Annotated in this window: 15 protein-coding genes; 7 read left to right on the top strand and 8 right to left on the bottom strand. The window is 59.1% G+C overall.

Going from position 1 to position 23,374, the window contains the following annotated elements; genetic code table 11:
• The first annotated feature begins 2 nt into the window (after positions 1-2).
• Positions 3-3,155, top strand: coding sequence for an efflux RND transporter permease subunit (locus Q5Y75_RS00635; protein ID WP_306193425.1), 3,153 nt, complete (start codon positions 3-5; stop codon positions 3,153-3,155).
• Between the two features lie 122 nt (positions 3,156-3,277).
• Here the strand turns inward: Q5Y75_RS00635 and Q5Y75_RS00630 are convergent, their stop codons facing one another.
• The 3 genes from Q5Y75_RS00630 to Q5Y75_RS00620 are packed head-to-tail and all read right to left on the bottom strand — an operon-like array spanning position 3,278 to position 5,700.
• The gene (locus Q5Y75_RS00630) at positions 3,278-4,192 is read right to left on the bottom strand and encodes a ribokinase (RefSeq protein ID WP_306193424.1); all 915 of its coding nucleotides are present in this window, start codon (positions 4,190-4,192) and stop codon (positions 3,278-3,280) included.
• Positions 4,193-4,195: 3 nt separating this feature from the next.
• Positions 4,196-4,642, bottom strand: coding sequence for an RbsD/FucU family protein (locus Q5Y75_RS00625; RefSeq protein WP_306193423.1), 447 nt, complete (start codon positions 4,640-4,642; stop codon positions 4,196-4,198).
• 23 nt (positions 4,643-4,665) lie between these two features.
• Positions 4,666-5,700, bottom strand: a complete 1,035-nt coding sequence (locus Q5Y75_RS00620) for an ABC transporter ATP-binding protein (protein ID WP_306193422.1) — start codon at positions 5,698-5,700, stop codon at positions 4,666-4,668.
• Between the two features lie 216 nt (positions 5,701-5,916).
• Here Q5Y75_RS00620 and Q5Y75_RS00615 point away from each other — a divergent pair, with 216 nt between their 5' ends.
• From Q5Y75_RS00615 to Q5Y75_RS00605, 3 genes are all read left to right on the top strand, one after another.
• On the top strand, positions 5,917-7,542 hold the full coding sequence (locus Q5Y75_RS00615) for an extracellular solute-binding protein (protein WP_306193420.1): 1,626 nt from the start codon (positions 5,917-5,919) through the stop codon (positions 7,540-7,542).
• Positions 7,543-7,666: 124 nt separating this feature from the next.
• Positions 7,667-8,770: a carbohydrate ABC transporter permease gene (locus tag Q5Y75_RS00610; protein ID WP_306193419.1), complete on the top strand. Its 1,104-nt coding sequence runs from the start codon at positions 7,667-7,669 to the stop codon at positions 8,768-8,770.
• Entirely contained in the window at positions 8,767-9,684 is a 918-nt protein-coding gene (locus tag Q5Y75_RS00605) for a carbohydrate ABC transporter permease (RefSeq protein WP_306193417.1), read from the top strand. The genes Q5Y75_RS00610 and Q5Y75_RS00605 overlap by 4 nt, the downstream gene beginning before the upstream one ends.
• A gap of 16 nt (positions 9,685-9,700) precedes the next feature.
• On the opposite strand, the gene Q5Y75_RS00600 is transcribed toward Q5Y75_RS00605, so the two are convergent.
• Genes Q5Y75_RS00600 through Q5Y75_RS00590 form a run of 3 tightly spaced genes read right to left on the bottom strand, consistent with a single transcriptional unit; the run spans position 9,701 to position 13,085 of the window.
• Positions 9,701-11,194 carry an FGGY-family carbohydrate kinase gene (locus Q5Y75_RS00600; RefSeq protein WP_306193415.1) on the bottom strand — a complete coding sequence of 498 codons (1,494 nt, stop codon included), beginning with the start codon at positions 11,192-11,194 and terminating at the stop codon, positions 9,701-9,703.
• Positions 11,194-12,288 (bottom strand): M42 family metallopeptidase, encoded by a 1,095-nt coding sequence (locus tag Q5Y75_RS00595; RefSeq protein WP_306193414.1) that lies wholly within the window; start codon positions 12,286-12,288, stop codon positions 11,194-11,196. Before Q5Y75_RS00595 ends, Q5Y75_RS00600 begins: the two co-directional genes overlap by 1 nt.
• Positions 12,285-13,085 (bottom strand): BtpA/SgcQ family protein, encoded by an 801-nt coding sequence (locus tag Q5Y75_RS00590; RefSeq protein ID WP_306193413.1) that lies wholly within the window; start codon positions 13,083-13,085, stop codon positions 12,285-12,287. Before Q5Y75_RS00590 ends, Q5Y75_RS00595 begins: the two co-directional genes overlap by 4 nt.
• Positions 13,086-13,173: 88 nt before the next feature.
• Here Q5Y75_RS00590 and Q5Y75_RS00585 point away from each other — a divergent pair, with 88 nt between their 5' ends.
• Positions 13,174-14,202 (top strand): aldo/keto reductase, encoded by a 1,029-nt coding sequence (locus tag Q5Y75_RS00585; protein ID WP_306193411.1) that lies wholly within the window; start codon positions 13,174-13,176, stop codon positions 14,200-14,202.
• Complete coding sequence (locus Q5Y75_RS00580) at positions 14,199-15,041, top strand: amidohydrolase family protein (RefSeq protein ID WP_306193409.1); 843 nt, start codon at positions 14,199-14,201, stop codon at positions 15,039-15,041. The genes Q5Y75_RS00585 and Q5Y75_RS00580 overlap by 4 nt, the downstream gene beginning before the upstream one ends.
• Positions 15,042-15,151: 110 nt before the next feature.
• On the opposite strand, the gene Q5Y75_RS00575 is transcribed toward Q5Y75_RS00580, so the two are convergent.
• Complete coding sequence (locus Q5Y75_RS00575) at positions 15,152-18,364, bottom strand: nSTAND1 domain-containing NTPase (protein ID WP_306193407.1); 3,213 nt, start codon at positions 18,362-18,364, stop codon at positions 15,152-15,154.
• Positions 18,357-19,961, bottom strand: coding sequence for a toll/interleukin-1 receptor domain-containing protein (locus Q5Y75_RS00570; protein ID WP_306193406.1), 1,605 nt, complete (start codon positions 19,959-19,961; stop codon positions 18,357-18,359). Before Q5Y75_RS00570 ends, Q5Y75_RS00575 begins: the two co-directional genes overlap by 8 nt.
• Before the next feature lie 622 nt (positions 19,962-20,583).
• On the opposite strand from Q5Y75_RS00570, the gene Q5Y75_RS00565 reads away from it, so the two are divergent.
• Positions 20,584-23,370 (top strand): S8 family serine peptidase, encoded by a 2,787-nt coding sequence (locus tag Q5Y75_RS00565; RefSeq protein ID WP_306193405.1) that lies wholly within the window; start codon positions 20,584-20,586, stop codon positions 23,368-23,370.
• Positions 23,371-23,374 lie beyond the last annotated feature (4 nt).

Genomic DNA, 23,374 nt, shown 5'->3' with positions numbered 1-23,374 from the left:
ACATGTTCTCAGCCCTGTTCATCAGCCGGCCCAAGCTGGCGCTCGTCATTTCGCTGGTGCTGACGATCATGGGGGGCATCGGCTATCTGGTGTTGCCGGTCGCCCAGTTCCCCGACATCACGCCGCCGGTGGTCAGTGTGACCGCCGACTATACCGGCGCCAATGCGGAAACCGTTGAAAACACCGTCGCCGCCCCGATCGAGGCGCAGGTGAACGGCGTGGATGACATGATCTACATGACCTCCACTTCGGCCGATAACGGGTCCTATTCGCTGAACGTGACGTTTGAGGTGGGCACCGATCCCGATATCGCCTCGGTCAATGTGCAGAACCGGGTGGCGCAGGCGATGGCCTCGCTGCCGACCGAGGTGACCTCGACGGGCGTCGTGACACAGAAATCCTCAACCAACATGCTGCTACTGGTCACGCTGACCTCGCCAGAGGGAACCTATGACAGCGTCTTTCTGTCCAACTACGCCTCGATCAACATCAAGGACGCTCTGGCGCGGATACAGGGCGTCGGCAGGGCCGATGTCCTGACCAATTTCGAATATGCCATGCGGATGTGGATGGACCCGGACAAGATGGCGGGACTGTCGATCACGCCAGGCGATCTGATCAACGCCATTCGCGAACAGAATATCGAGGTGTCCGCAGGCTCGATTGGAGCGCCACCCGCCCCAGACGGGCAGACCTTTCAATACACGATCAAGACCAAGGGCCGCCTGACCTCTGCCAAGGAATTTGGAGAGATCGTGGTGCGCACCGGCGATGCCGGGGCGATTGTACGCGTCCGCGACATCGCCCGTGTCGAGTTGGGGGCGGCCTCCTACACCGCATCCGGTTATTATGAGGGCACCCCTGCGACGGTTTTGGCGATCTACCAGGCCCCAGGCGCTAATGCGCTGGCCGTCGCCGAGCGGGTCGAGGCCGAGATGGAACGGCTCTCGCGGGCCTTCCCCGATGATGTCGATTACCGGGTGCCGTTTGACTCCACGAAATTCGTTGAACAGTCGCTGAATGACGTGGTCACAACACTGATGCTCACCTTCGTTCTGGTGATCTCGGTCGTGTTCATCTTCCTCGGCAGTTGGCGTGCGACGATCATCCCGGCAGTGGCGATCCCGGTCTCACTGATCGGTACATTTGCCTTCCTGCTGGCCTTTGGCATGTCGCTCAACACCATCTCGCTCTTTGCGCTGGTGCTGGCCATCGGCATCGTGGTGGATGACGCCATCGTTGTTGTCGAAAACGTCGAACGCATCATCGCTGAGGAGGGCCTGAGCCCGCCCGAGGCCACGCGCAAGGCGATGGGGCAGATCACCGGACCGGTCATCGCCACCACGCTGGTGCTGCTGGCGGTGTTTGTGCCGGTCACCTTTATGCCGGGCATCACCGGGCGGCTCTATTCGCAGTTCGCGATCACGATCTCGACTGCAGTGGTGATCTCATCGATCAACGCGCTCACCCTGTCACCGGCGCTTTGCGGTCTGGTGCTGCGACCGCGTTCGGGACCACCCAAGGGCCTGCTTGCCGTGTTTGAAGGCTTCATCGGTGGCGCGCGCACCGGCTATGTCGGCATCGTGCGCCGCATGCTGCGCCTGCCGATCATCTCGCTGGTCATCATCGCCGCAATCGGAGCTGGGGCCGGGACGATCTTCACCAACACCTCCAAAGGGTTCATCCCTCTCGAAGATAATGGCTATCTCTTTGTCGATATCCAACTGCCGGATGCCGCCACGCTCTACCGAACCGAGCAGGTCACCGAGCGGTTCGATGAAAAGGTGCGCAACATACCCGGCGTCGCCAACACCGTTTTGGTGAATGGCTTCTCACTGTTGAACGGGGTGACGCCGAACGGGGCCGCGATCTTTGTGAACCTGACCGGCTGGGACGAGCGCCAGACCGACGAGTTGAGCGCTGATGGCATTCTGGCGCAGGTTCTGGCGTTGGCCTATCAGGAATCGGCTGCCTCGATAATCGCCTTCAACCCGCCACCCATTCAGGGCCTCGGCATGTCAGCAGGTGTCGAGATGGAGGTTCAGCAAACCGGCGGCGGCACACCACAGGATCTGGCCTCGGCGGTCGGCTCCTTTGTCTATGCGGCCAATCAGAGCCCGGAGATTGCGCAATCCTACACCACGTTCCGCGCAAACGTGCCGCAACTTTTCGTCGACCTGGACCGCGAAAAGGCCAAGACATTGGAAGTGCCGATTTCCGAGGTCTTCCAGACCATGCAGGCCTATCTGGGGTCCTACTATGTGAACGACTTCAACCTGTTCGGGCGGGTCTATCGCGTGATGATCCAGGCCGAGGGCGAATATCGTGACAAGGTCGAGGATATTAGCAACCTCTATGTCCGCTCCAGCCTGGGCGAGATGGTGCCGCTTGGCACGCTGATCGATGTCGAGAATGTGCTGGGTCCAGTTCTGTTGAAACGGCACAACCTGTTCCGGTCTGCGACGGTCACGGCAGTGCCCGCGCCCGGCCTGTCCAGCGGCGACGCGATCCGGGTGATGACCGAAACCTCGGCCACCGCCCTGCCCCCCGGTTATGCCTTTGAATGGACCGGCACCGCCCAGCAACAGCTGGCCACAGGCGGGCTGGTGCAGGTGATCCTGGTGCTGGCAATCATGTTCGCCTACCTGTTCCTGGTTGGCCAATATGAAAGCTGGTCGATGCCGGTTTCGATCCTGCTTTCGGTGATCGTAGCCCTGTTCGGAGCGGTGGCGGCGGTCGCCGTGGTGGGCAGTGACATCAACCTCTATACCCAGATCGGGATCATCATGCTGGTGGGGCTTGCCTCGAAAAACGGCATTCTGATCGTCGAGTTTGCCATGGAGCAGCGCGCCAACGGCCTCAGCATCCGCGAAGCGGCTGCCGAAGCGGCCAGCCAGCGGTTCCGTGCCGTGATGATGACGGCGCTGTCCTTCCTGCTGGGTGTGGTGCCGCTGCTCGCTGCAAGCGGCGCGGGCGCGGCGAGCCAACAGGCGATCGGTATCGCGGTCTTTGGCGGCATGCTGGCGGCGACGCTGGTCGGCGTGATCCTGGTGCCGGTCCTCTACGCGGTGATGCAGGGCATGCGCGAGTGGCTCAAGGGCTCCAAAGGCAAGGACCCCGATCCCCCCGAAGACGCCGAAGCCACCACTGGATAACACGAGCGCCCCGCCATTGGCGGGGCGTATTCGTTGCGGGTCCGGTTCTCTGCGGTAGAGGCGATTCCGGTTGTACTTACCGCTGCATCCGCGCGCGTGCAGCGCAGCGTATCAGACCCGTTTCAGCCAAGGGTCCGGAGCAGGTTTTCGACGGTGTCCCGCGCGGGCATGGAGGGGGCCGTTCCGGCTTTGGTGACCGACAGACCAGCGGTCGCACAGCCGTATCTCGCCGCTTCCTCTGGCGCGTTCCCCTCCGACAGCGCGGCGGCAAAGCCACCGTTGAAGGCATCGCCCGCACCGGTGGTTTCAACAACCGGGCCTGCATTCACCGCGGGAACCAGCCCGTGGCCATCCAGATACGCCCCTTGCTCTCCGAGCGTGATGATCGGTGTTTTGACACCGAGGGCACGCAACGCCTCGCAGGCTTTGGCGGCATCTTCTTGAGTTTCGACCGCGAGGCCGGTCAGCGCCTCGCATTCCGTTTCATTCGGCGTGACGTAGTCACATAGGCCAAGCATCCCCTCAGGCAGCGCGGCGGCGGGGGCCGGGTTCAGAATCGTGGTGACACCGGCATTGCGGGCAATCTCCAGCGCGCGCAGGGCTGCATCCATCGGTTGCTCAAGCTGGGTCACAAAAACATCTGCGCTGGCAATCAGGTCCGCATGCGCCTCGACCGTTTCCACGTCAATCAGAGCGGCGGCGCCGGGCGCAATGATAATGGCATTGTCGCCGGTCTGTTCCTCGATGAAGATATGCGCGGCCCCCGTGTAGCTGTCGCCGATCTGGTCAACATGGGGCGTTACCCCTGCCCCCGCCCATGTCTCAAGGGCGAGCTTTGCAAAATCGTCCTGCCCGAGTTTGGAGATAAAATGCGTGTCGGCCCCCATGCGCGCGCAGGCAACCGACTGGTTCGAGCCCTTGCCACCGGGCCCCAGCGCAAAGGAGTTGCCCATGATGGTCTCGCCCATCTTCGGCATACGGTCGGCCCGATAGGCGGTGTCGGCGACAAAGACGCCCAGAATGACAACCTTGCCCATGGCTTACTCCTCTTCCGGCGGCACGACGCCTTTGCGAAAGGCGAAACAGCCATAGAACCTGCGCTCGCCGGTCTGGATGACGGCATAGGCCTGTTTCGCGCGCTCATAAAACGCATAGCGTTCGATGCCGATCATTTCCGGTCCCCCCACCGCGCTGACCTGCGCCTGCATCTCTTCCATCACCGGCAGGATCGTGTCGGGTTCGCCGACCACCTCCATCCGCGCCGCCGCATCGTCCACAAACGTGTCGAGCGGATAGACGGACAGGACCGCTTTTGCGACCTCGGCGGCGGGGCGGTCAATGCGCAGCACCTCGCCCAGCACGGTTTCGCGCGCGACACTGTCAGAGGGGAAATTGGTATCAGCGATGATCAGATCATCCCCATGTCCCATGGCACGCAGCGCATAGAGCACGTCGGCATTCAGAATCGGGTCAATACCTTTGAGCATTTTGGCCTCTCAACAGTTGGGTTTCACAATCTCGCGCCGCTTTCGGCATCAAAGACATGCAGGTGATCGGGATCGGGTTTCAGATGAATGGTCTGGCCCGGTTCGAAGTCATGACGCTCGCGGAAAATGGCGGTGACGTCCTGATCCTGGAACCGGGCGAAAACCATCGTTTCCGCGCCGGTTGGTTCAACCACCTTGACCTGCATGGGCAGGCCATCATCGGCCAGGATCAGGTGTTCGGGCCTGACTCCGAGCTTGACGCGCCCTGTCCCGCCCGGCCCACTGAACAGAAACCCGCCGACGCTCACCTTGCCGCCTGCCAAATCGCCGGACAGCAGGTTCATTGACGGCGCTCCGATAAAAGCCGCCACAAACTCGTTGCTTGGATTGTCATAGAGGTCCAGCGGGGTGCCGATCTGTTCGATGACGCCGTCCTGCATCACAACGATCCGGTCCGCCAGGGTCATGGCTTCGATCTGATCGTGGGTCACAAACACCGTGGTCGTCTTGAGACGCTGATGCAGTTCCTTGATTTCGGTGCGCATCTGGATGCGCAATTTGGCATCGAGATTTGACAGCGGCTCGTCAAATAGGAAGACCTGCGGATCGCGCACGATGGCGCGCCCCATGGCGACCCGCTGCCGCTGGCCGCCGGACAGATGGCGCGGCTTGCGGTCCAGATACTCGGTCAGGCTCAGTATCTCTGCCGCTTCCTTGACGCGCCGGTCGATCTCGGCCCGGTCGACCTTGGCCACCTTCAGCGCAAAACCCATATTCTCGGCCACGGATTTGTGCGGGTAAAGCGCATAGGTCTGAAACACCATGGCAATGTCACGCTCGGACGGTGGCAGGTTGTTCACCACCCGGTCGCCGATGGCAATCGTCCCGCTATCGATCGGTTCCAGCCCGGCGATCATGCGCAAGAGCGTGGACTTGCCACAGCCAGACGGGCCGACCAAAGCCACAAATTCCCCATCCGCGATATCGACATTCAACCCGTGAATGACCTCTGTCGCGCCATAAGATTTGCGCACTTCAAGAATTCTGACGTCTGCCATACCTGCCCACATCCCCCTCAGAACCCGGAGGTTAGACAAAGGAAATAAAGCTGTCCACGCCGGTCGGCAGGTTTTGTTGACTCAACGTCAATCTGGACCATACTGGCGCGATGCGGGGGGCTCATGTCAGCACAGCCTGTTCTTTTATCGGCGTAATTTTCTGCGACTGCATCCCTGCGGATAAGAACAACCACACGTTTTCTTGGGAGGATTGTCGTGAAAGTTGAACTCTACAACTACATCAAGGCCGCGCAAAAAATGAACCGGCGCCAGATGCTCAAAGGCTCCGCCGCGCTTGGCGCAGTGGCGATGATGCCAAAGTCGGCGATGGCGCAGGACAGCGAGAATATCCGCGCCGAGATTCTGAAAATACCCGGCGTTGGGGCGGGCTCTCCGACCGATGGCGATTGGCAAAAAGTCGGTGAGATGTGCCTGGGCGCGACAAAATCCAATGTCGCCGAGGGCGAGTTTGACGGTGTTGAGCTGACCTTCATGGGCCTCAATAACCAGAACCTGCACAACTTCCTGTTCCGAGGCTTCCTGAAACCGTGGGAGGCCTATACCGGCGCCAAGATCAACTGGATCGACCTGGCGCAGGCGGATTACAACGCGCGCTTGCAACAATCCATCGCGACCGGCACCGTGGATTTCGACATCATCGAAATGGGGGCCCCGTTCGAGGGCGATGTTCTGGGCAAGGGCCTTGCCTCCGAGATGCCGGACTGGGTGAAAGAGCAGATCGACATGGACGATTACGTCGACTACCTCAAGGCGCCCGTAGGGACTTGGGACGGCAAAACCTATCGCGTGTCGATTGATGGTGACTGCCACACATTTGCATATCGCAAGGACTATTTCGGCCCCGATTCAATCACCGGGCGCGAGGTGCCGAAGACCTGGAAAGATGTGAATGATATCACCAAGGAGCTGATCGGCAAGGAGGACCCGCTGACCGGCCTTCCGGCTCACGGGTATCTTGACCCGCTCAAAGGCTGGGGTGGGTTTGGCTTCTACTTCCTCGAAAACCGGGCCGCGGCCTATGCCAAACATCCCGACAACCCGGCCTGGCTGTTTGATCCCGAAACAATGACGCCGATGGTCAACAACCCAGCCTGGGTGCAGGCCATTCAGGACGTGATGGACCTGATCGAGGCCGGAGCCTATCCGACCGACCAGATCAACGCAGACCCCGGCACCACGGCGTTCCAGCAGTTCCTGGCCGGAACAGGTTCGATGCTGATGTGGTGGGGCGATGTGGGCTCCAGCGCGCGGACATCGGATACATCCGTGGTCGGTGATGTGGTCGGCTTTGGCATCAATCCGGGCGCTGACAAGGTCTACAACGCCAAGGCCAGCGCATGGGAAGAGACCTATAACGAGGCGCCCAACATGGCCTATATCGGCTGGGGCATCTACGTCATGGCCACGGTTGAGGGCGACGAGAAGAAAAAGAAAGCCGCCTGGTCGGCTGCGGCGCATCTGGGTGGCAAGGACCTGTCGCTCTGGGCCTCGGCCTATCCGTCTGGTTTCCAGCCCTACCGCAACTCGCATTTCCGCTTCGAGGAATGGGAAGAGGCGGGCTATGACCGCGACTATGTTGAGGATTATCTGGGATCGAACGCGGATAGCTACAATCACAAGAACGCCGCGATCGAGCCGCGCATTCCCGGCATCTTCCAGTACTATTCGGTGGCCGAAGACGAGTTGGCCAAGGGCTACGCCGGTCAGTACGGTTCTGCCCAAGAAACCGCGGATGCGATAGCCGCTGCCTGGGAGAAGATCACCGACCAGATTGGCCGCGACAACCAGATCGCCGTCTACAAGGCCTCTTTGGGCCTGTAACTCGGGCCGGACAAGTTCAGAGCGGGCCGCAGGGATTGCTGCCCGCTCTTCCCTCAATCACCGCTGCGAGGCCAGAATTGTCACCCTACTTTGCCTATCCAGATGACGATGCCAGAGTTTTCGCATGACGTCAGACGGCGACCTTCTTCATACCGTTACGGCCGAAAATATCTCGGACAGCCGGAAGCGTCTGGGTAAACTTCTGGTCTGGGGCACCGCCGCGCTGTTCCTGATGCTGGCGCTCTTGCAGGCCCTGCACGAAGCCGGGCGCGTCTCCGCAGGGTTTGAGACCTGGCGACCGGTTCTTTATGCCTACATGCTCTGGGCCACGTCGCTCTGCGTGGCACAAGTCATCGTCAACGGCGAGAAAGGCAAACGCACCTTGTTTGTGCTGCCAGCCGCGCTGTTTGTGATCAGCCTTGTCGTCTTCCCGCTGCTCTTTGCGCTCTATATTTCTTTCACGGATTGGAATCTGGCCTCGCCCACCGGTCCTCAGCCAAATGGCTGGGACAACATGGCTCAGATGTGGAATGACGGGTTCTACTGGAACGCGCTGAAGAACATGGTCTATTACGTGCTCGCGGTCAGCGTTGAATATGTCATCGCCTTTGGCCTTGCCTTGCTGTTGAACGCCCAGATCCGTGCGCGCAAGTTCTTTCGCGTCGTCTTCCTGCTGCCCCTGATGCTCAGCCCCGTGGCCGTGTCCTGGATGATCGGCAAATCCATGCTGGAGGTGCGCTTTGGCCCGATCTCGCGGATCATCCGAGAACTGGGCGGCGAGCCCAGCTTTTTCAGCAATCCCGAGATTGCGCGTTTCATGATCATGGCGATGGATGCCTGGACCTTCATTCCCTTCATGATGATCATGCTGCTCGCCGGGCTGCAGGCCCTGCCCAAAGAGGTCATCGAAGCGTCCAAGGTTGATGGCGCGACCGGCTGGCAAAGCTTCAAGGAGGTCATCTTTCCCCTGATGCTGCCGGTCTCGGTGACCGCAATTGTGATCCGCATCATCTTCAAGCTGAAACTGGCCGACATCATCATCAATGTCACCTCCGGCGGTCCGGGCGGGGCCACGGACAGCGTGACAAGCTTCATATTCCGCGAATACCGCGACCGCTCCAATGTCGGCTACGGCACGCTGCTGGCGATCATCTATCTAGTCCTGATCGTGATTTTCGTCACCGCGCTGCTGAAACTTGTCAGCCGATGGATGGAGCGGCCCGCATGAGCGACGCGATTTTCAAGGATCACGACGCGGATCGGCGGGTGAAAGCCAAATGGTGGGCCAGCCGCGTGGCGATCTATGGCGCCTTGCTGGTCTGGACCGTGATCTGCCTGTTTCCGATCTACTGGACGATCACAACCTCGTTCAAGCTCGCGCCTGATGTGATGAAGGGCAATATCGTTCCCTGGTGGGATTTCACACCAAGGTGGAAAGGCTGGGAATCCATTGGCATTTCACCTCGATTGATCGGCGAGGTGTCCACCGTGCGCGAGGAGTTCCTGAAACGGTTCTGGAACAGCGCTGTCGTCGCGATCTCGGCCTCGACTCTGGCCGTGGTGCTGGGCTCGCTTGCCGCATACGGGCTGTCGCGGTTCAACTATCGCTTCGGCTTCATGAGAAACTCAGACATCTCGTTCTTCTTTCTCAGCCAGATGATCCTGCCGCCGGTTGTCCTCGCCCTGCCCTTTCTGGTGCTCTACAAATCGCTTGCTCTGCTCGACAGCAGGATCGGGCTTATTCTGCTCTATACGCTGATGGTTCTGCCGATTGTCATCTGGATCATGCGCGACCAGTTTCAGGGCATTCCGGTTGAGCTGGAAGAGGCCGCGCTGGTCGACGGGCTGGGGATCTGGGGCGCGTTTCTGCAGATCGTGCTGCCCATCGCGCTGCCCGGCATGGTGGCGGCCTTTATCCTATCGCTGGTCCTGTGCTGGAACGAGTATTTCTTTGCCGCGCTTCTGACCGCAACCAATGCGACGACCTTGCCCGTCATGGTCGCCTCGCAAACCGGATCACAAGGGATCAACTGGTGGTCGATGGCCGCCCTGTCCTCAGCCGCGATCCTGCCGTTGATCATCGTGGCGATCTTTCTGGAGAAATACATCGTCAAAGGCATGGCCGCCGGTGCGGTGAAGTAGACCCCTCGTCCGGCCCTCAGGGCGCGTCAAGCTCTGCCGCTATATCCTTGGTCTGCTCATAGAGCCTGCGGAACAAGCCATAGGCCTTGTCGTAGGCTACATTGGGCTGTGCCTTGATTTCTTTCACCGGCGGGTTCCAGACAGCGATATCACCGCGCTTGACCAAGCCTACCGCAAGAGCGGCCAGAAACGCGTCGCCATAGCTGGCGCCGGTCGATTTTTCGCAAACCACCTGATCTATGCCGGTAATGTCCGAGGTCGCCTGCAGCCAGAGCGCGTTTTTTGTCCCGCCGCCAACAGCAAGCAGACGTTTGGGCGACTGACCAAGCTCGGCGAATGTGTCGGTGACATGCCGCGTGCCATGCGCGATGCCTTCGATCAGCGCGCGGTAGATATCGCCACGGGTATGGGTCAGGTTCAACCCAAACACCGTGCCCTTGGCGTGCACGTCATGGATAGGCGTGCGCTCACCCGAGAAATAAGGCAAGATCAGCAATCCTTCCGCCCCCGGAGGTGAGGTGGCCGCTTCTTGGGCCAGGTTGGAAAACGCCTCGTCCACGGCCAAGTCGCGTGCGAACTGATCGCGGAACCAATGGGTCAGCGTGCCCGATGTGGCAAGTCCCGCCATTGAGGCATGCTCACCCGCAAACAGCCAGGGCGCATACCAGATTCGCGGGTCCGAGACCTGTCTGGCGGCGCGCAGAATGATGAAGATGGTCGAGCCATACATCATCATCATGTCGCCCGGCTGATCGACGCCAACGGAAAACGCCTCTGCGGCCGCGTCGATCGTGCCTACCGTTACCGGCGTGCCCTCTGCCAGCCCTGTCTGCTCGGCAGCAGATCTGGTGATGTGGCCCGCAATCTCGTTTGACCACATCAGACGCGGCAATCTGTCGAGCCCAATGATGTCATCCGCCAGATCGTCAACCCAATCCTGTTGTGCCACATCATAAAGCGGTGAAAAATTCGCGGCGGTATAGTGATCGATCACCACCTCGCCCGTCAGGCGCTGCACCAGAAAGCTGGTCGAGGTCAGGATATGGGCGGTCCGTGCGAAAATCTCCGGTCGCTGCCGCCTGAGCCAGAGGATCTTGGGGCCAACCGATTGCGAGGTCAGGGCGTTGCCGCAGCGGGCGATGATCCTGTCTTCTCCGATCCGTTCGGTCAACTCGCGCACTTCGGCTTCTGCGCGCGTGTCCACTCCATAAAGAACCCCGTTCATCAGAGGCGCGCCTGAATCATCGACCGGCAACATGCAGGGCCCGATTGCGCTGCAGGCCACTGCCTTGATCTCGCGCGCGTCGATACCGCTTTCGCGCAGGAGCGTCTGGCTGACATGGATGAAATCACCCCACCAGTCTTCCTCTGGCCGGTGTTCTGCCCAGCCGGGTTCGGGCACCAGCATTTTATGCGCGCGGGCGGCCTGGGCGTGGATCACACCATCAGTGTCGACAAGAACGCCCTTGGTTTCATAGGTGCCGATATCAATGCCCAGCGTGTACGCCATCAGGTATAGGCATCCCGATCAAGCGAGAAATTAGGCCCGATGCCGGCGAGGCCAGCCTCCAACAGATCGGCCAGGGCAACCAGATCACCCAGATCACAAACCTCTCTGGCGGAATGCGAGTAGCGCATGGGAAAGCCCAGATCGATCGCGGCCACGCCAGCGCCAACCAGTTGCACATAAGACAGGTCGGTCAAGATGCCGGTCTGAGCGCTGCGTTGCAGCGGAATGCCGTTTGCCTGCGCCATTCGTTCGAACAGATCGGTCAGCGCCGGATGCGGAATAACCCCGTTCAACGTCCCCCGCCCGTGAAAGGAATAGAGGCTCATCCCCGGCCCCTGACCAAGCGCCATGTCCCCGCGCGCGGCCATGTCGGGCGTGTCGGTTGCAAGCATCAGGTCGATCTGTATGGCAATGTCGGGCTGCAATTGCTGCGCCAGCGGCTGCGCGCCGCGCAGATTGAATTCCTCCTGCACCGTGAAGGTCAAATGCACGGGCGGCCCGCTCTTGCGCGCCGCCAGACGCCGCGCGATTTCCAGCAGAACGGCGCAGCCCGCGCGGTCGTCGATACTGGTGCCCGCGATCCGGTCATTGGCCAGCGACAGCGCATGCGGCGCGTAGACAACGGGCGTGCCGATATCGATGCCTGCGGCAACCACCTCGGTGGAGGACCCGAACCCGGCGTCAACATAGAGCTCAGCGTAGGGCAGAACCTTGTATTTCTCATCCGGCGCCGTCGCATGGTGGCTTTTGTTGGCGATGATGCCCGCAACATCGCGCCCCTCTCCGACGCAAAGCAAAACCTCCTGCGCCGCCAGCGCGCGCTCGGGAACGCCGCCGAGCCGTTCGAGCCTGATGCTCCCATCCGCCTCGATCCGGCGCACGACAAAGCCCAGCTGATCCATATGCGTAAACAGCATCACGCCGGGACCCTCGCCCGGAAAATGCGCAACCAGATTGCCAAGCCGATCCGAGGTGCTCGCAACGCCGATCTCATCCAGACGCCGTCGGATCGCCCGCCGCACGCGATCTTCGTGCCCCGACAGGCCCGGTATCACCATCAGATCCAGAAGATCGCGCTTGATCCGGTCTTTCATGCGCGGGCCTTTCGCGCACGCGCCATGAAATCGCTGGCTCGATCAGGATCGACCGGGTTCCAGGTGTTGCCATCCACCTTCAGCGAAGACCCCACGATACAGCCATCCGCAACGGCAAGCACTTCTGCAACCGTCTCGTGTTTGACCCCGGTATTGGCCATCACGGCGATATCCGGCAGCACCGCCTTGACCGCCTCAAGGTCGGACATTGCGGCGGCCTCTCCGGTGATCTGGCCAGAGACCAGAACCGCGTCTGGGATGGAGGAGAACACCGCACTGCGCGCCCGATCCGGCAAAGACCGCTGATCAAGGGAATGTGCGAATTCAGCCGAGATATTGTAGAGCATCGCCATATCGGGCCGGTTCAGCCTGTCACGATAGCGCATCGCCCTACCGGCATCCGGCGTCCATGACCCCATATCTGACGCATAGGTTCCGGTGAAAATCTCGCGCACAAACGCGGCCCCGGTGGCCGCCCCCAGAGCCACGCTCGACATCGGGTCCCAAAGAACGTTCACACCGAACGGGACTCGGATTTCGGGTTTGAGCTGACCGATGATGGCGGCCATCGTCGCGGTCGAGGCGGTATCCACCTGAAACTCGTAGGGCCGGTCATTTTCATTGCCAAACATCACCGCGTCAAACCCGGCCTGCTGCAGCGCAACAAGATCGGCGCGCGCCGCCGCAAGCAGATCAAAGGACGGATCAAAGAGCGGCGTTCCCGGCAAAGCCCCGATATGGACCATACCGATCACTGGTTTGGTCTTGCCGAATACGCGTTCAAAATTTGGTGTCATGCCGCCCTCCCTCGCAAGACTAAGTCCATGGGTCTGTTTACGTAAAGAGAAATTGGGTTAGTTTGCGACATCGGAGAAGGAGAGCTCGATGGCTTTGAAGACACGGCACTGGGACCGGCTGGGCAATGGTGGTCTGACGTTCACGGAATTGGGCTTTGGCACGGCACCGCTGGGAAATCTCTATAAGGCGATCTCGGAGGAGGAAGCCCGTGCCACCCTGGACGCGGCCTGGGACGGAGGGGTGCGTTATTACGATACCGCGCCGCTTTATGGTCTGGGACTTGCGGAAACCCGGCTGAACCCATTTCTGCGCGGCAAACCCCGGTCGGACTATGTGCTCTCTTCCAAGGTGGGTCGGCTGATCCAGCACTGCGCGCCAGAACACCGCGCCGGTATTGGCAAATGGTTCGACGTCCCGCTGCGACGCGAGCATTACGACTATAGCTATGACGGCGTCATGCGCTCATTCGAGCATTCATTCGCGCGGCTTGGCGTCGATCAGATCGACATCCTCTATGTGCACGATCTGTGTATCTTTTCGCATGGCTCCAAAGAGGCCTCCGATACCCGGATCGAGGAGTTCTTTGGCGCGCGCGGATATGACGCCATGATATCGCTGCGGGATCAGGGGCTGATCAAGGCAATCGGCGGCGGCGTCAATGAATGGGAGGTCTGCCAGACACTGGCAGAGCGCGGCGATTTCGACCTGTTTCTGCTGGCCGGTCGATATACGTTGCTGGAACAGGATGCGCTGGACAGTTTCCTGCCGCTCTGCGAAGCGCGCGGCATCGGGATCGTGACGGGCGGGCCTTATAACTCTGGCATATTGGCGACCGGTGCCAAGCCCGGCGCTTACTACAACTATGATGCGGCCCCGAAGGAGATTCTGGATCGTGTGTCCGCGATCGAAGACGTATGCCGCGATCATGGCGTCCGGCTGGTCGATGCGGCGTTCCAGTTTCCGCTGCTCCATCCGGCGCATGTGGCGGTCATCCCCGGCGGACAACGCGCCAGCGAAACGGCCGACAATCTGCAAGCCGCACAGGCCGAGATACCAGACGCATTCTGGGCAGATCTGAAGACAAAGGGCCTGATGCGAGAGGATGCACCGACGTGAAGCTCGATGCGCATCAACATTTCTGGCAACCCCTGCGTGGCGACTATGACTGGATGCCCAAGGACAATCTGACGCTGAACCGCGCGTATGCGCCGTCTGACCTGGCCCCGCACCTTAACGCGCATGGCATCGAAGGGACGGTGCTGGTGCAGGCGGCCGCCAGCCTGGAAGAGACCGAATACATGCTGGGCCTCGCCGATGCGACGCCATTCGTGAAGGGCGTTGTCGGCTGGGTGGATTTTGAGAACCAAGATCATTACCAGCATTTGAGCCGTTTGGCCGCACATCCGAAGTTTCTTGGTGTGCGGCCGATGATTCAGGACATTGCCGACGTAAACTGGATGCTGCGCGACGACATTCAATGGGCGTTTCGCGTCCTGATGGATCTGGACCTGACATTTGATGCCCTGGGCTTTCCCAGACATCTGCTGAATTTCCTGACACTCATGACGCGCTACCCCGGTCTGCGCGTCGTCTATGATCACTGCATGAAACCACAAATTCGCGACCACCGCGCAGGACAAGACGCCTTTGCGGGCTGGGCGGAGGGCATGTCTCGCCTTGCCGAGCAAACATCCGGGTTCTGCAAGCTCTCGGGTCTGGTGACCGAGGCGGATGCGGATTGGACGATCGAGAAGCTGCGTCCCTTCGCATCGCACGTGCTCGATACCTTTGGCGCAGATCGCGTCATGTTCGGTAGCGATTGGCCGGTATGCAAGCTGACATCTGACTACAAAAGCTGGCATGACACGGCGCAGGCACTGACCCGCCATCTGAGTGACGCGGATCGTGCAAATATCTTTGGCGGGACAGCCGCGAGGTTCTATCGCCTGACCTGATGCGCCGGGGTGGTTGCGATTGTCGGTTAGTCCAGTATTCGGGCAGCAGGCATCAAGCTCAAAAGCATTCGCGCTCTAGACAAAAAGCAGTGCTGCGCCATTCGCTTTGCTCAGACAGAGACAGCCGCCACTGATCCTCTATCGACACGCGCCTTCGGCATGTGTGATTCCCGGTATCTCTCCGGGGCGTCAATCAAGAGCGATTCTTGGCTGTCGGCATCGATTACCGTTGTCGGCAGCATGTCCCGGCCTCTCACCAAAGTCAGTATGAAGGGCCAAGTTATGATTAGCCAAGCGACAAAAAGCAGTACCAATAATATCAGAATAAGGACAGGGGTTATCAGCCCGCTTAGCAGCGAAAGAACCAAAATGACCGCAGGCGAAATCCAGATAAGTCGCTTGCCGATGACCCGTCGCCTCGGGATCGTTTGCAGGAGTTCGTCCTCTTCCATGTTGTTACGCCATCGGTGAAGTCCGACTGACATCCTCACAACACCGATCAGGCAGGCAAAATAGATAAAGACCATTAGGCTCGGTCCCATGCCGACGTTGAAGTCAACGTTCAAAATTCCAACCAGAGTTACGAAGAGCACCGCGCTCACACACAGCGCAACCAGCTTGACGGTATTGCGCCGCGCAGATGCCAATAGCCCGATATCACCGCGGTTTTTCCCGACCATGTAAACCGGGCGCAAATCAAATGCCGCTTTCCCGAGAGATCGGCGGTAGCGAACCAGAATGGCATCACAGAACACAAAATACAGATATGCAGCTATACTCCCGACAAAGACCGGGAATGCCGTGTTGGCCAGTACCAACTCGCCGCCAAAAAGCGTGGGGGTCGCAAAAACCGTACCTCCGACCACCAGTCCGACCGCCCCCGCGATGCCGATGTCAAATATGGTGGCCAGAGAGCGCCGGATCGTACTCACCTGCACGCTCGAAGGGATATCCTGCCTGTCCTGTCTGCGTCGCCAAAACCACCAAATGGGCCAGGCAAATAGCATCAGGACCACACCGATGTAGGGTTCAACCGGCTCGCGCAACTTTTGGAACAATGACACTTTCCGCGAGGCCACCTCCATCCTGCGATAAAACCATACGGTGTCGTCGTCCTCATCCGAGATCCGCGAATGATCCCGTTCTCTGTCCCAGAACCATTCCGGCAAATGAGGCGTATGCGTTTCCACCCTGCGCTTGGTGGGAATAGAGCTCGAAAATCCTTTCAGATAATACCATTCGCCGCCCGTCACCAATGCCAGTTCAACTTCTGCAAAATGCGCGTGAATGGACCGGTGAACAGGGTGCACATAGTCTCGCGGCGCGTAGTCGCAGCGTTCCCAGTCCTGTCGATTCTTTTTGTCCGATGTCTCAGCTTCGGCCTTGTTGCGGTCAAGGAGGCTTTCGAAAAGGACATTCAGGCAAACCCGCTCCGCTTCAATCCCCGAAAACTGCATGTCAGCCAACAGTTCCAGAACCTGGCGCGCAGGAATGGCTTGTTCCGCACTCATCACTTTCAACAAGTGGCTCGCCTCGGATATCGCGCCGTCCTGCACAAACTTCAGAAACGGTGCAAAAGGTTGCGTCTCTGGATCGCCATCGCATTGTTCCCGAATGGCCTTCATCGGGTTCGAGCCCGGCTTGTCGCTTAGATAAGTGTCCCTCTCCACTCGGGCAGGCAAGTAGCTCGACTGGCCGGAGCAGTATTCGGTCAGATAGTGCAGATCTTCCTGCAAGGCCGTGGAGGCCTGATATTGCTCTTGGGCAGCAACAAATTGGGTCACAATCCCGACGGCGGCGGCGGGAAGCGAAGCGATCAGGGCTCCGATGATCAACAGCCGGTTGCGCCTCTTTCGCCCCTTTCGCTTCGCCAGTTGGTGACATTCCACGGCGTAACTGTCATCGAGATAATCCATCGCGGCGGCAAAACCACCGCCATACAGATCGGCCCATGCAGGCGTTGGTTCAACGCGATCGCGCCATCGCAACGCGAACCCGAGTTCAGGTTCACGCAAATGGCCCGCTTCCTCGGCTGCAAATTGTTCTGACCGCTCGCGAAGATCCTGAAAGGTCTTGGCCGAGTGCGCCTCTTCCTGCGCCCAGTTTCGAAGCCGCTTCCACAATCGCATCAGGCTCTCGTGCGATATATCGATGTCGGAGTCCGGAGCAAGTGTCTCTCCTTCAGGCGGCATCAAAAAGGATCGGCTTGGCTTTCGAAAGACCGCAAACACTTCGCCCAACTGTTCGATCGACGCCCCGGTAACGGCGGACAAGCGATCTAATCGTGTCATGCGCCGAATACCGCGCGCATCCGTACCGACATCCGTCAGAGTCTTAAAAACCTTTTCGCAGAGTTTTTGCGCAGGACGATCCAACTCGTGATAGGCTTTTTCAGCGTGCTCATTCAGCGCGCGTTTCATCGTACCAATCGCCAGATAGTCTTCGAGCATCAGCTTGCCCTCGGCGTGACGCTCGTTTTTCCAATGAGCCCAGGTACGGTTCATGGCATGCTGAAGAATTGACAGCTGGTCCGGATTGTCCCCGACATCGTTAAGCAGCCGCGTGACGAGAACAGGGTCAATCACCCCACCCCCGACATGCGCCGGTCCTGTGATCGCTGCGCGAATCTGATCTCGCGACAATCTCGGAACCAGATATTGCCCTTCATTGATCGCTTCTGGGAGGCCGGAAAACTGAACACAATCTCCCAGAAAATCGGAACGCATCGTAAGCACAACGTAGATTGGCACAGCGGTCTGAGCGGCCGCTTCCAGCAGGAGCCGCACAAAAGAAAGGTGATCCAGATCGTTTTCGGGATCGCCAGCACGATCCTGATCTGCGTTGTAGCGAAAAAGCTCTTCAAACTGATCGGCTATGATAAGCAGTTGCGTTCCCTCGGGAAGGTCCGCCCGCTCCACCATTTGCACAAGACCGAGGCTGCCCAATCGCAATGTTGTTTCGATCAGATCCCGTGTCGTCAGCATGCCCTTCCTGGGGCGATCAAAAAGAACCCCCGGCTTGGCTAGGGACCTTGCCAAGGCACCTATTGGGTCGCTGCCCGGGCGGAACGTCGCCATGCGCCATTTGGCCCCCGCATTGGCCATGTAGCCCCGATGCAGTGCGGGCTGTAATCCACAATTCACCAGCGATGACTTGCCGCTGCCCGATCCGCCGACAACGGCCAGAAACCGGTGTACCGATAATTTGGCCACCATCCGGTCAACCTGCCGCTCCCGTCCAAAGAACAGGTGTTCTTCGTCCGGGCGAAACGGTCGCAATCCCGGAAACGGATTGCGATTTCGACGGTTCTGTAGCCTAGCCATCATCCGGCTCGTTCAGGGCTTCTATGATTGGCATAATCATGCGGGGGTCGAATTCACTCCCGGACTCAATCACATTAGGCCCCCCCAGAAGGTCCTCTTTGTCTTCGGTTAATTCGCCATCAAGCCATGTCGCCTGTATCTTGAACGGTCGCCCTTCGCGAAACGCCAAGGCTCGCAGCAAGTCCCCATCAACAGCCGCCTTCCATCCGTCACTGCCGCTTCCGTAAAAGATCACCACGCCGTCACAGGCCGCAAGATTTTGGATGTTGGCTTCGCGGACCGCATCTGGCTCTCCCGAGAACGCCGATTTTAAGACAGTCACGTGTTCTTCCAACGCCGTTCTCAGCGGTTTGCTGGCTGCCAGATCAGCGCGATCGAATATGACATATATCGATTTGACCGCGCTCACCTTAGCCGGTTTCAGCACGCCCCGTTCGATATCAGACAAGGCCGAAAGCATCGCGGTTTTAACAACCTCAAGGTCAGCGCCAATCAGATCGCAGTCGCCTTGAAGCTCAGCGTTCGAAAGCATGCCGGTCAGGAATTCCTTGTGCTGCTCACCAACGGCGGCATCTGCCATCCATCGGGGCAGCGAAACGACGCGGCGCAGGGCCCGGCCACGTTGCACTGCAAACTCATTCTGGATGACCGAAATGGAATCCGCGCCTTCCCCTCCCGGCAGGGCGCCCGATCGGGTTCCCATCAACTGCACGGACAGACTGGCCGTGGCCATCAACTCTTCGACTTTTGCTCTGCATTCCGCTTCGGTCGAAGGCAGCACCCCATTGGGAACAACCCTGTAGCCGCGTTGCAATAGCTCGCTGCGGAGCGTGGCATAATCTTCGAGGCGGTCTTCGCCGGTTTGCGCCAGGTATACCGTCGGTTTGTCGTCATCCGGGCGGCTCGTTGGCGCGCCTGCTTCGTTCGCAGGCTCAAGCTCTTTCAGAACAATGGAGATATCCTGAGCAAGCCGGCTCACCTTCAGTTTGAGTTTTTGAGCAAACGGTTCCCCGAATTCAGGGTTCAGTTCAAAGGCCCGATCATTCTCGTCGTCGCTCTCGCGCTCTTCGTTGCTCATCCGGATGAAGAACTGCGTGCCAGTGATGTTCCGCATCGGCTTGGGCAGCGTTGCTTCGGACTCGGTTGGACGTTTGATAACTTTGAACACTCGAAGCAGGTTTTTTGGCGCGAGACCGATCGTCTTTTCCGCATGCTCACAAAACTCTTGAGCTTCGCGCTGACACCAAGGCGACTCAACGTAGTTATCCGTGACAATCGCAACCATCACGGCGCTCTGAGCCAAGTTTTCAGTAATCGATTTGTCAAAAACTTCGTTGTCCGACAATCTCTTGTCGCGCCAGATAACCGGCTTTGTGCGTTTGAGTGTGGATTCCAGATATGCTTCCAGAAGTTCGTGAAAAGAACTCACCCAGGACCCGATCTTGGGATCGTTGTCGCTGTGCGCATAGCTTATGAAAACATGGTTACTAAATGTCACATCGGCACCTTTCCAATAGAAAGCGACTTGAGCCGGGCATAGTTTGGAATGCGTCAAATAATGTCTGAACATGTTGGCCAAGATAATGTTATCAATCAAGATTTTTTTGTGGTGAGCGAAGGGATGTGGCTGTCAGCTTCGGCAGCCGTGCCCTTGTTGCGCAAATCACGCGCAGGATTCACCGCGTGAATCCAGCATGATAGCCGGGCGGTATGCGCGCCAATCCTGTCACTGATACCTTAGCTTTGCCCGTCGGCGTATGGTGGCAACCGGCGTCTAATTTTTTGCGTGAAACCGAAGCGTTGCAACGGGCCCGCCATTGCAGAGTGATGCGCGAAAACATCTTCGCCATCCTCCAGGCTATCGCGCAATTCAAAGAACGCGATGTCCGTGTCCGGCGTCACCAGCTCCCGGTCGAAGCCCGCATGCGCAGCCAAATTTGCCGGGGAACCCCCTTCAAATCGCAACGTTATCAAAGTGCTTTAGGATACACTTGGAACTGCGAACTTCCCAAGCTCTACATGGGGCCATCGGCACGCGATGCGCAACAGACTTCATTCGCAGGGCAAAGTTTGCTAGGCTACAGGCATTCAGCGACCAGTTTTTTGTTTCTTCAGTTTTGGGGTCGAAATATCGCGCACGGGGTATCTGCGCAAATTCGGTGCGACCTTTTTATGATGCCCAAGTGGTTTTGTTCAAATAACAATTTGCGAGATATCACATGCCGATTAGTTTTCGTTTCCGCCCAGAATGGCTTCTGGACAACTCTGAATTCTCATGGCGTTCCGCCCTTGCCCTCGTTTCGGCCTGCAAGGCCGCGTACCTGCCGGGCGATCATGCCGCGAACCTTGCCAATGGCGAATGGTCGATGTCGGCGGAGCCTTTCGACGTGGAAGACTCGCAAGGGCTCATCCTCAACAACGATCAAGTGACAGTCATCGCCTTTCGAGGCACTGACAGCACGGCCGATTGGCTGGGCAACCTGCAAATTTTGCCAAGACAGGTCGATGCTTTCAACGGGTCGCTGCACGCGGGATTTCTTGACGCTTACGACGCGGTTGCGCCGATCATTGCGAATGCGGTCGAAAGCTCGCAGGGTCGCGCCTTGTGGTTCACCGGTCACAGCCTCGGAGGTGCGCTGGCTCTGATCGCCGCCCTGACGCACCGGGATCGGGAGATTGCGGGCCTCATGACTTTTGGCCAGCCGCGACTTTTGGGTCGCCGTCCCGCCAAGTTGGTGAACGCCCAATTTGGCCGAAATTTCCAGCGGTTCGTGAACCGCAACGACATCGTCACACGGGTGCCGCCCGGCTACCGGCATGCAGGCATTCGCAGGCATTTCACAGGTATGGACAGCGCTCTTGATGATCCCTTGGCAGAAGAATTCGACCTGATGGCCGAGTCAGTTGATGCCGGAGAAGACGAGGACACCACGCAACTCAGCGAAACCAAATTCCACGAGATGCAAGATCAGATAAATGCTGTGCGCGAACAAATTGAAGCTCAAACGCTGGAGGAAGATGATTTCGGGATCGAAAGTGCCCCCATAGACCAGGAAGAACTTCTGGAAACCAGCGTCGAGGGGATTGTTGCCGGAGTCAGCGCACACAAGATCGATGCCTATCTTGCTGAGGTGAACGCGCGGGCGGCGACGGAGATATCGCTTCAGGGCGTGCACGAGACGTTCCTTGCCCGCCGCTCCGCGCAATTCTCATTGGAAGCCACGATTGCAGAGGAACCCATCGATCCAGAGGACGAGAACTTCGCCGTGGAGGATTTTGGAGTCGAATCCTTCCAGGAGGTCGAAGCCACCTATCTTGTGCGTCTGGCCTCTCAGATGTGGTCGCCGCCTGATGGTGTGACGCTTCGCTCGATCGTGGGAAATATCGGTTCGGTCTCAGCCACCCACAGGGGCGTTGAGAATATGTCCAGCGACCCGATGGTCTTGTCGGTCGATGCCAGTCGCGAGGCTGGCGTCGAAGACGTGAGCGTTTCGGTGCCGCATGTAAAGGGCACGGCGATTCACACGCGACCGGATTTGCCGGAAAAGGGGAGCGAAGCCATCGTCGGCGTGATCGATACGGGCATCGACATCCTGCACGAGGCGTTCAACGACAGCGACGGAAACTCGCGCATCCTTGGTGTCTGGCTGCAACGCGATGACACCGGCCCCACGCCAAAAGACGTTGATCCAGCAGCCTTCACGCAGGACTACGGCACGCTTTATCTGGCCGGTGACATTGAGGGTTTCCGCCAACAACACAAGGATCACGGCACCGCCCCGCCCCGCGGGTTGCGCGACGAACTCAGCGGCCACGGCACCCATGTTGCCAGCATCGCAGCGGGCCGCAAATTCGCTGATGTTGGCGACGGCATGGCGCCCGAAGCGAAAATCCTCGTCGTGTCCGCCCATAATTCCAGTGATCCCGACAACCCAAGCGAACCGAACAGCATCGGCTACTCTGCCAGCCATGTCGACGCACTTGCCTTTCTCAAACGTGCCTCACTTGGCGGCACAGCGGTGAGCCAAGCCGCCCATCCAATCGCGATCAATGTCAGTCTCGGCATGAATGCCGGTGCGCATGACGGGCAAACCACGCTTGAAGCGGCCTTTGACGGCGTCACCGGCGGTGGGCGTGATCCGGGTATCGTCATCGTGAAATCCGCCGGAAACGAGCGCAATCACGCAGGCCACGCATCGGCCCAGGCGGCCCTGGGCGCCGCCGTTGATATCGAGTGGCAAACCGATGACAACGCGCGCCGCCGTGACTATCTGGAAGCCTGGTTCGAGCCCGGTGACGACATCAGCTTCAAGCTCATAAGCCCGTTGAACGATGAAATCGGACCGGTCGATTTTAGCCACCCCGACAGCAGCCTTGAACACAACGGCAATCACTTCCGCCTTTCTCTGTCCGAAGGTCATAGCGACAACGGGCACAACCGGTTGGCCATCACGATCGAAAAACGGGCTCAGAGCATTCTGCCGGGCGTCTGGCGGCTGGAGATGGTTGGACGACAAATGTTCAGCCGCAACGGCATGGTCCAAATCTGGGCCGAGCGGGTCCGGCAGCGGTCGATCCGGTTCCTGCACCCGGACCGGAAAATGACCCTGAGCGTGCCGGGCACGGCAAACTCGGTCGTGACGGTTGGTGCCTGCAACTCCGAATTTCCGATGAAACTTCTGGAGATGTCGTCGCTTGGTCTGACCCGGGACGGTCGCCCTAAGCCGGAACTCTGCGCGCCCGGTGAGATGATCGTGGCGGCAAGGGCCGCCGATAGCACCGACGCCGCCGTTTCAAAAAGCGGCACCAGCATGGCCGCCCCGCATGTCACCGGCGCATTGGCGCTTGTATTCTCGGCGCAGACGCAGGCAGGCGTACGGCACTCCAATGCTGTGCAGCTTCAGCAGCAGCTCAAGCACACGACACAGAACTTTTCGCCCATTCACAATCCCGGTTTCGGCAATGGCATCCTGGATACCGAAAAACTGCTTTCAAAAATGACTTGATTGG

This window comes from Ruegeria discodermiae, from assembly GCF_030758345.1.
Lineage (GTDB): Bacteria > Pseudomonadota > Alphaproteobacteria > Rhodobacterales > Rhodobacteraceae > Ruegeria_C.
Note: the sequence above shows the minus strand (reverse complement) of the source record. Positions and strands in the feature narration are given on the sequence as shown.

Excerpts from the sequence above, each read along its gene's own strand:
- Q5Y75_RS00595 (WP_306193414.1), bottom strand. The coding sequence starts at position 12,288 with ATGAAAGACCGGATCAAGCGCGATCTTCTGGATCTGATGGTGATACCG.
- Q5Y75_RS00575 (WP_306193407.1), bottom strand. The coding sequence starts at position 18,364 with ATGGCTAGGCTACAGAACCGTCGAAATCGCAATCCGTTTCCGGGATTG.
- Q5Y75_RS00585 (WP_306193411.1), top strand. The coding sequence starts at position 13,174 with ATGGCTTTGAAGACACGGCACTGGGACCGGCTGGGCAATGGTGGTCTG.
- Q5Y75_RS00565 (WP_306193405.1), top strand. The coding sequence starts at position 20,584 with ATGCCGATTAGTTTTCGTTTCCGCCCAGAATGGCTTCTGGACAACTCT.
- Q5Y75_RS00590 (WP_306193413.1), bottom strand. The coding sequence starts at position 13,085 with ATGACACCAAATTTTGAACGCGTATTCGGCAAGACCAAACCAGTGATC.
- Q5Y75_RS00600 (WP_306193415.1), bottom strand. The coding sequence starts at position 11,194 with ATGGCGTACACGCTGGGCATTGATATCGGCACCTATGAAACCAAGGGC.
- Q5Y75_RS00605 (WP_306193417.1), top strand. The coding sequence starts at position 8,767 with ATGAGCGACGCGATTTTCAAGGATCACGACGCGGATCGGCGGGTGAAA.
- Q5Y75_RS00635 (WP_306193425.1), top strand. The coding sequence starts at position 3 with ATGTTCTCAGCCCTGTTCATCAGCCGGCCCAAGCTGGCGCTCGTCATT.
- Q5Y75_RS00625 (WP_306193423.1), bottom strand. The coding sequence starts at position 4,642 with ATGCTCAAAGGTATTGACCCGATTCTGAATGCCGACGTGCTCTATGCG.
- Q5Y75_RS00620 (WP_306193422.1), bottom strand. The coding sequence starts at position 5,700 with ATGGCAGACGTCAGAATTCTTGAAGTGCGCAAATCTTATGGCGCGACA.
- Q5Y75_RS00630 (WP_306193424.1), bottom strand. The coding sequence starts at position 4,192 with ATGGGCAAGGTTGTCATTCTGGGCGTCTTTGTCGCCGACACCGCCTAT.
- Q5Y75_RS00610 (WP_306193419.1), top strand. The coding sequence starts at position 7,667 with ATGACGTCAGACGGCGACCTTCTTCATACCGTTACGGCCGAAAATATC.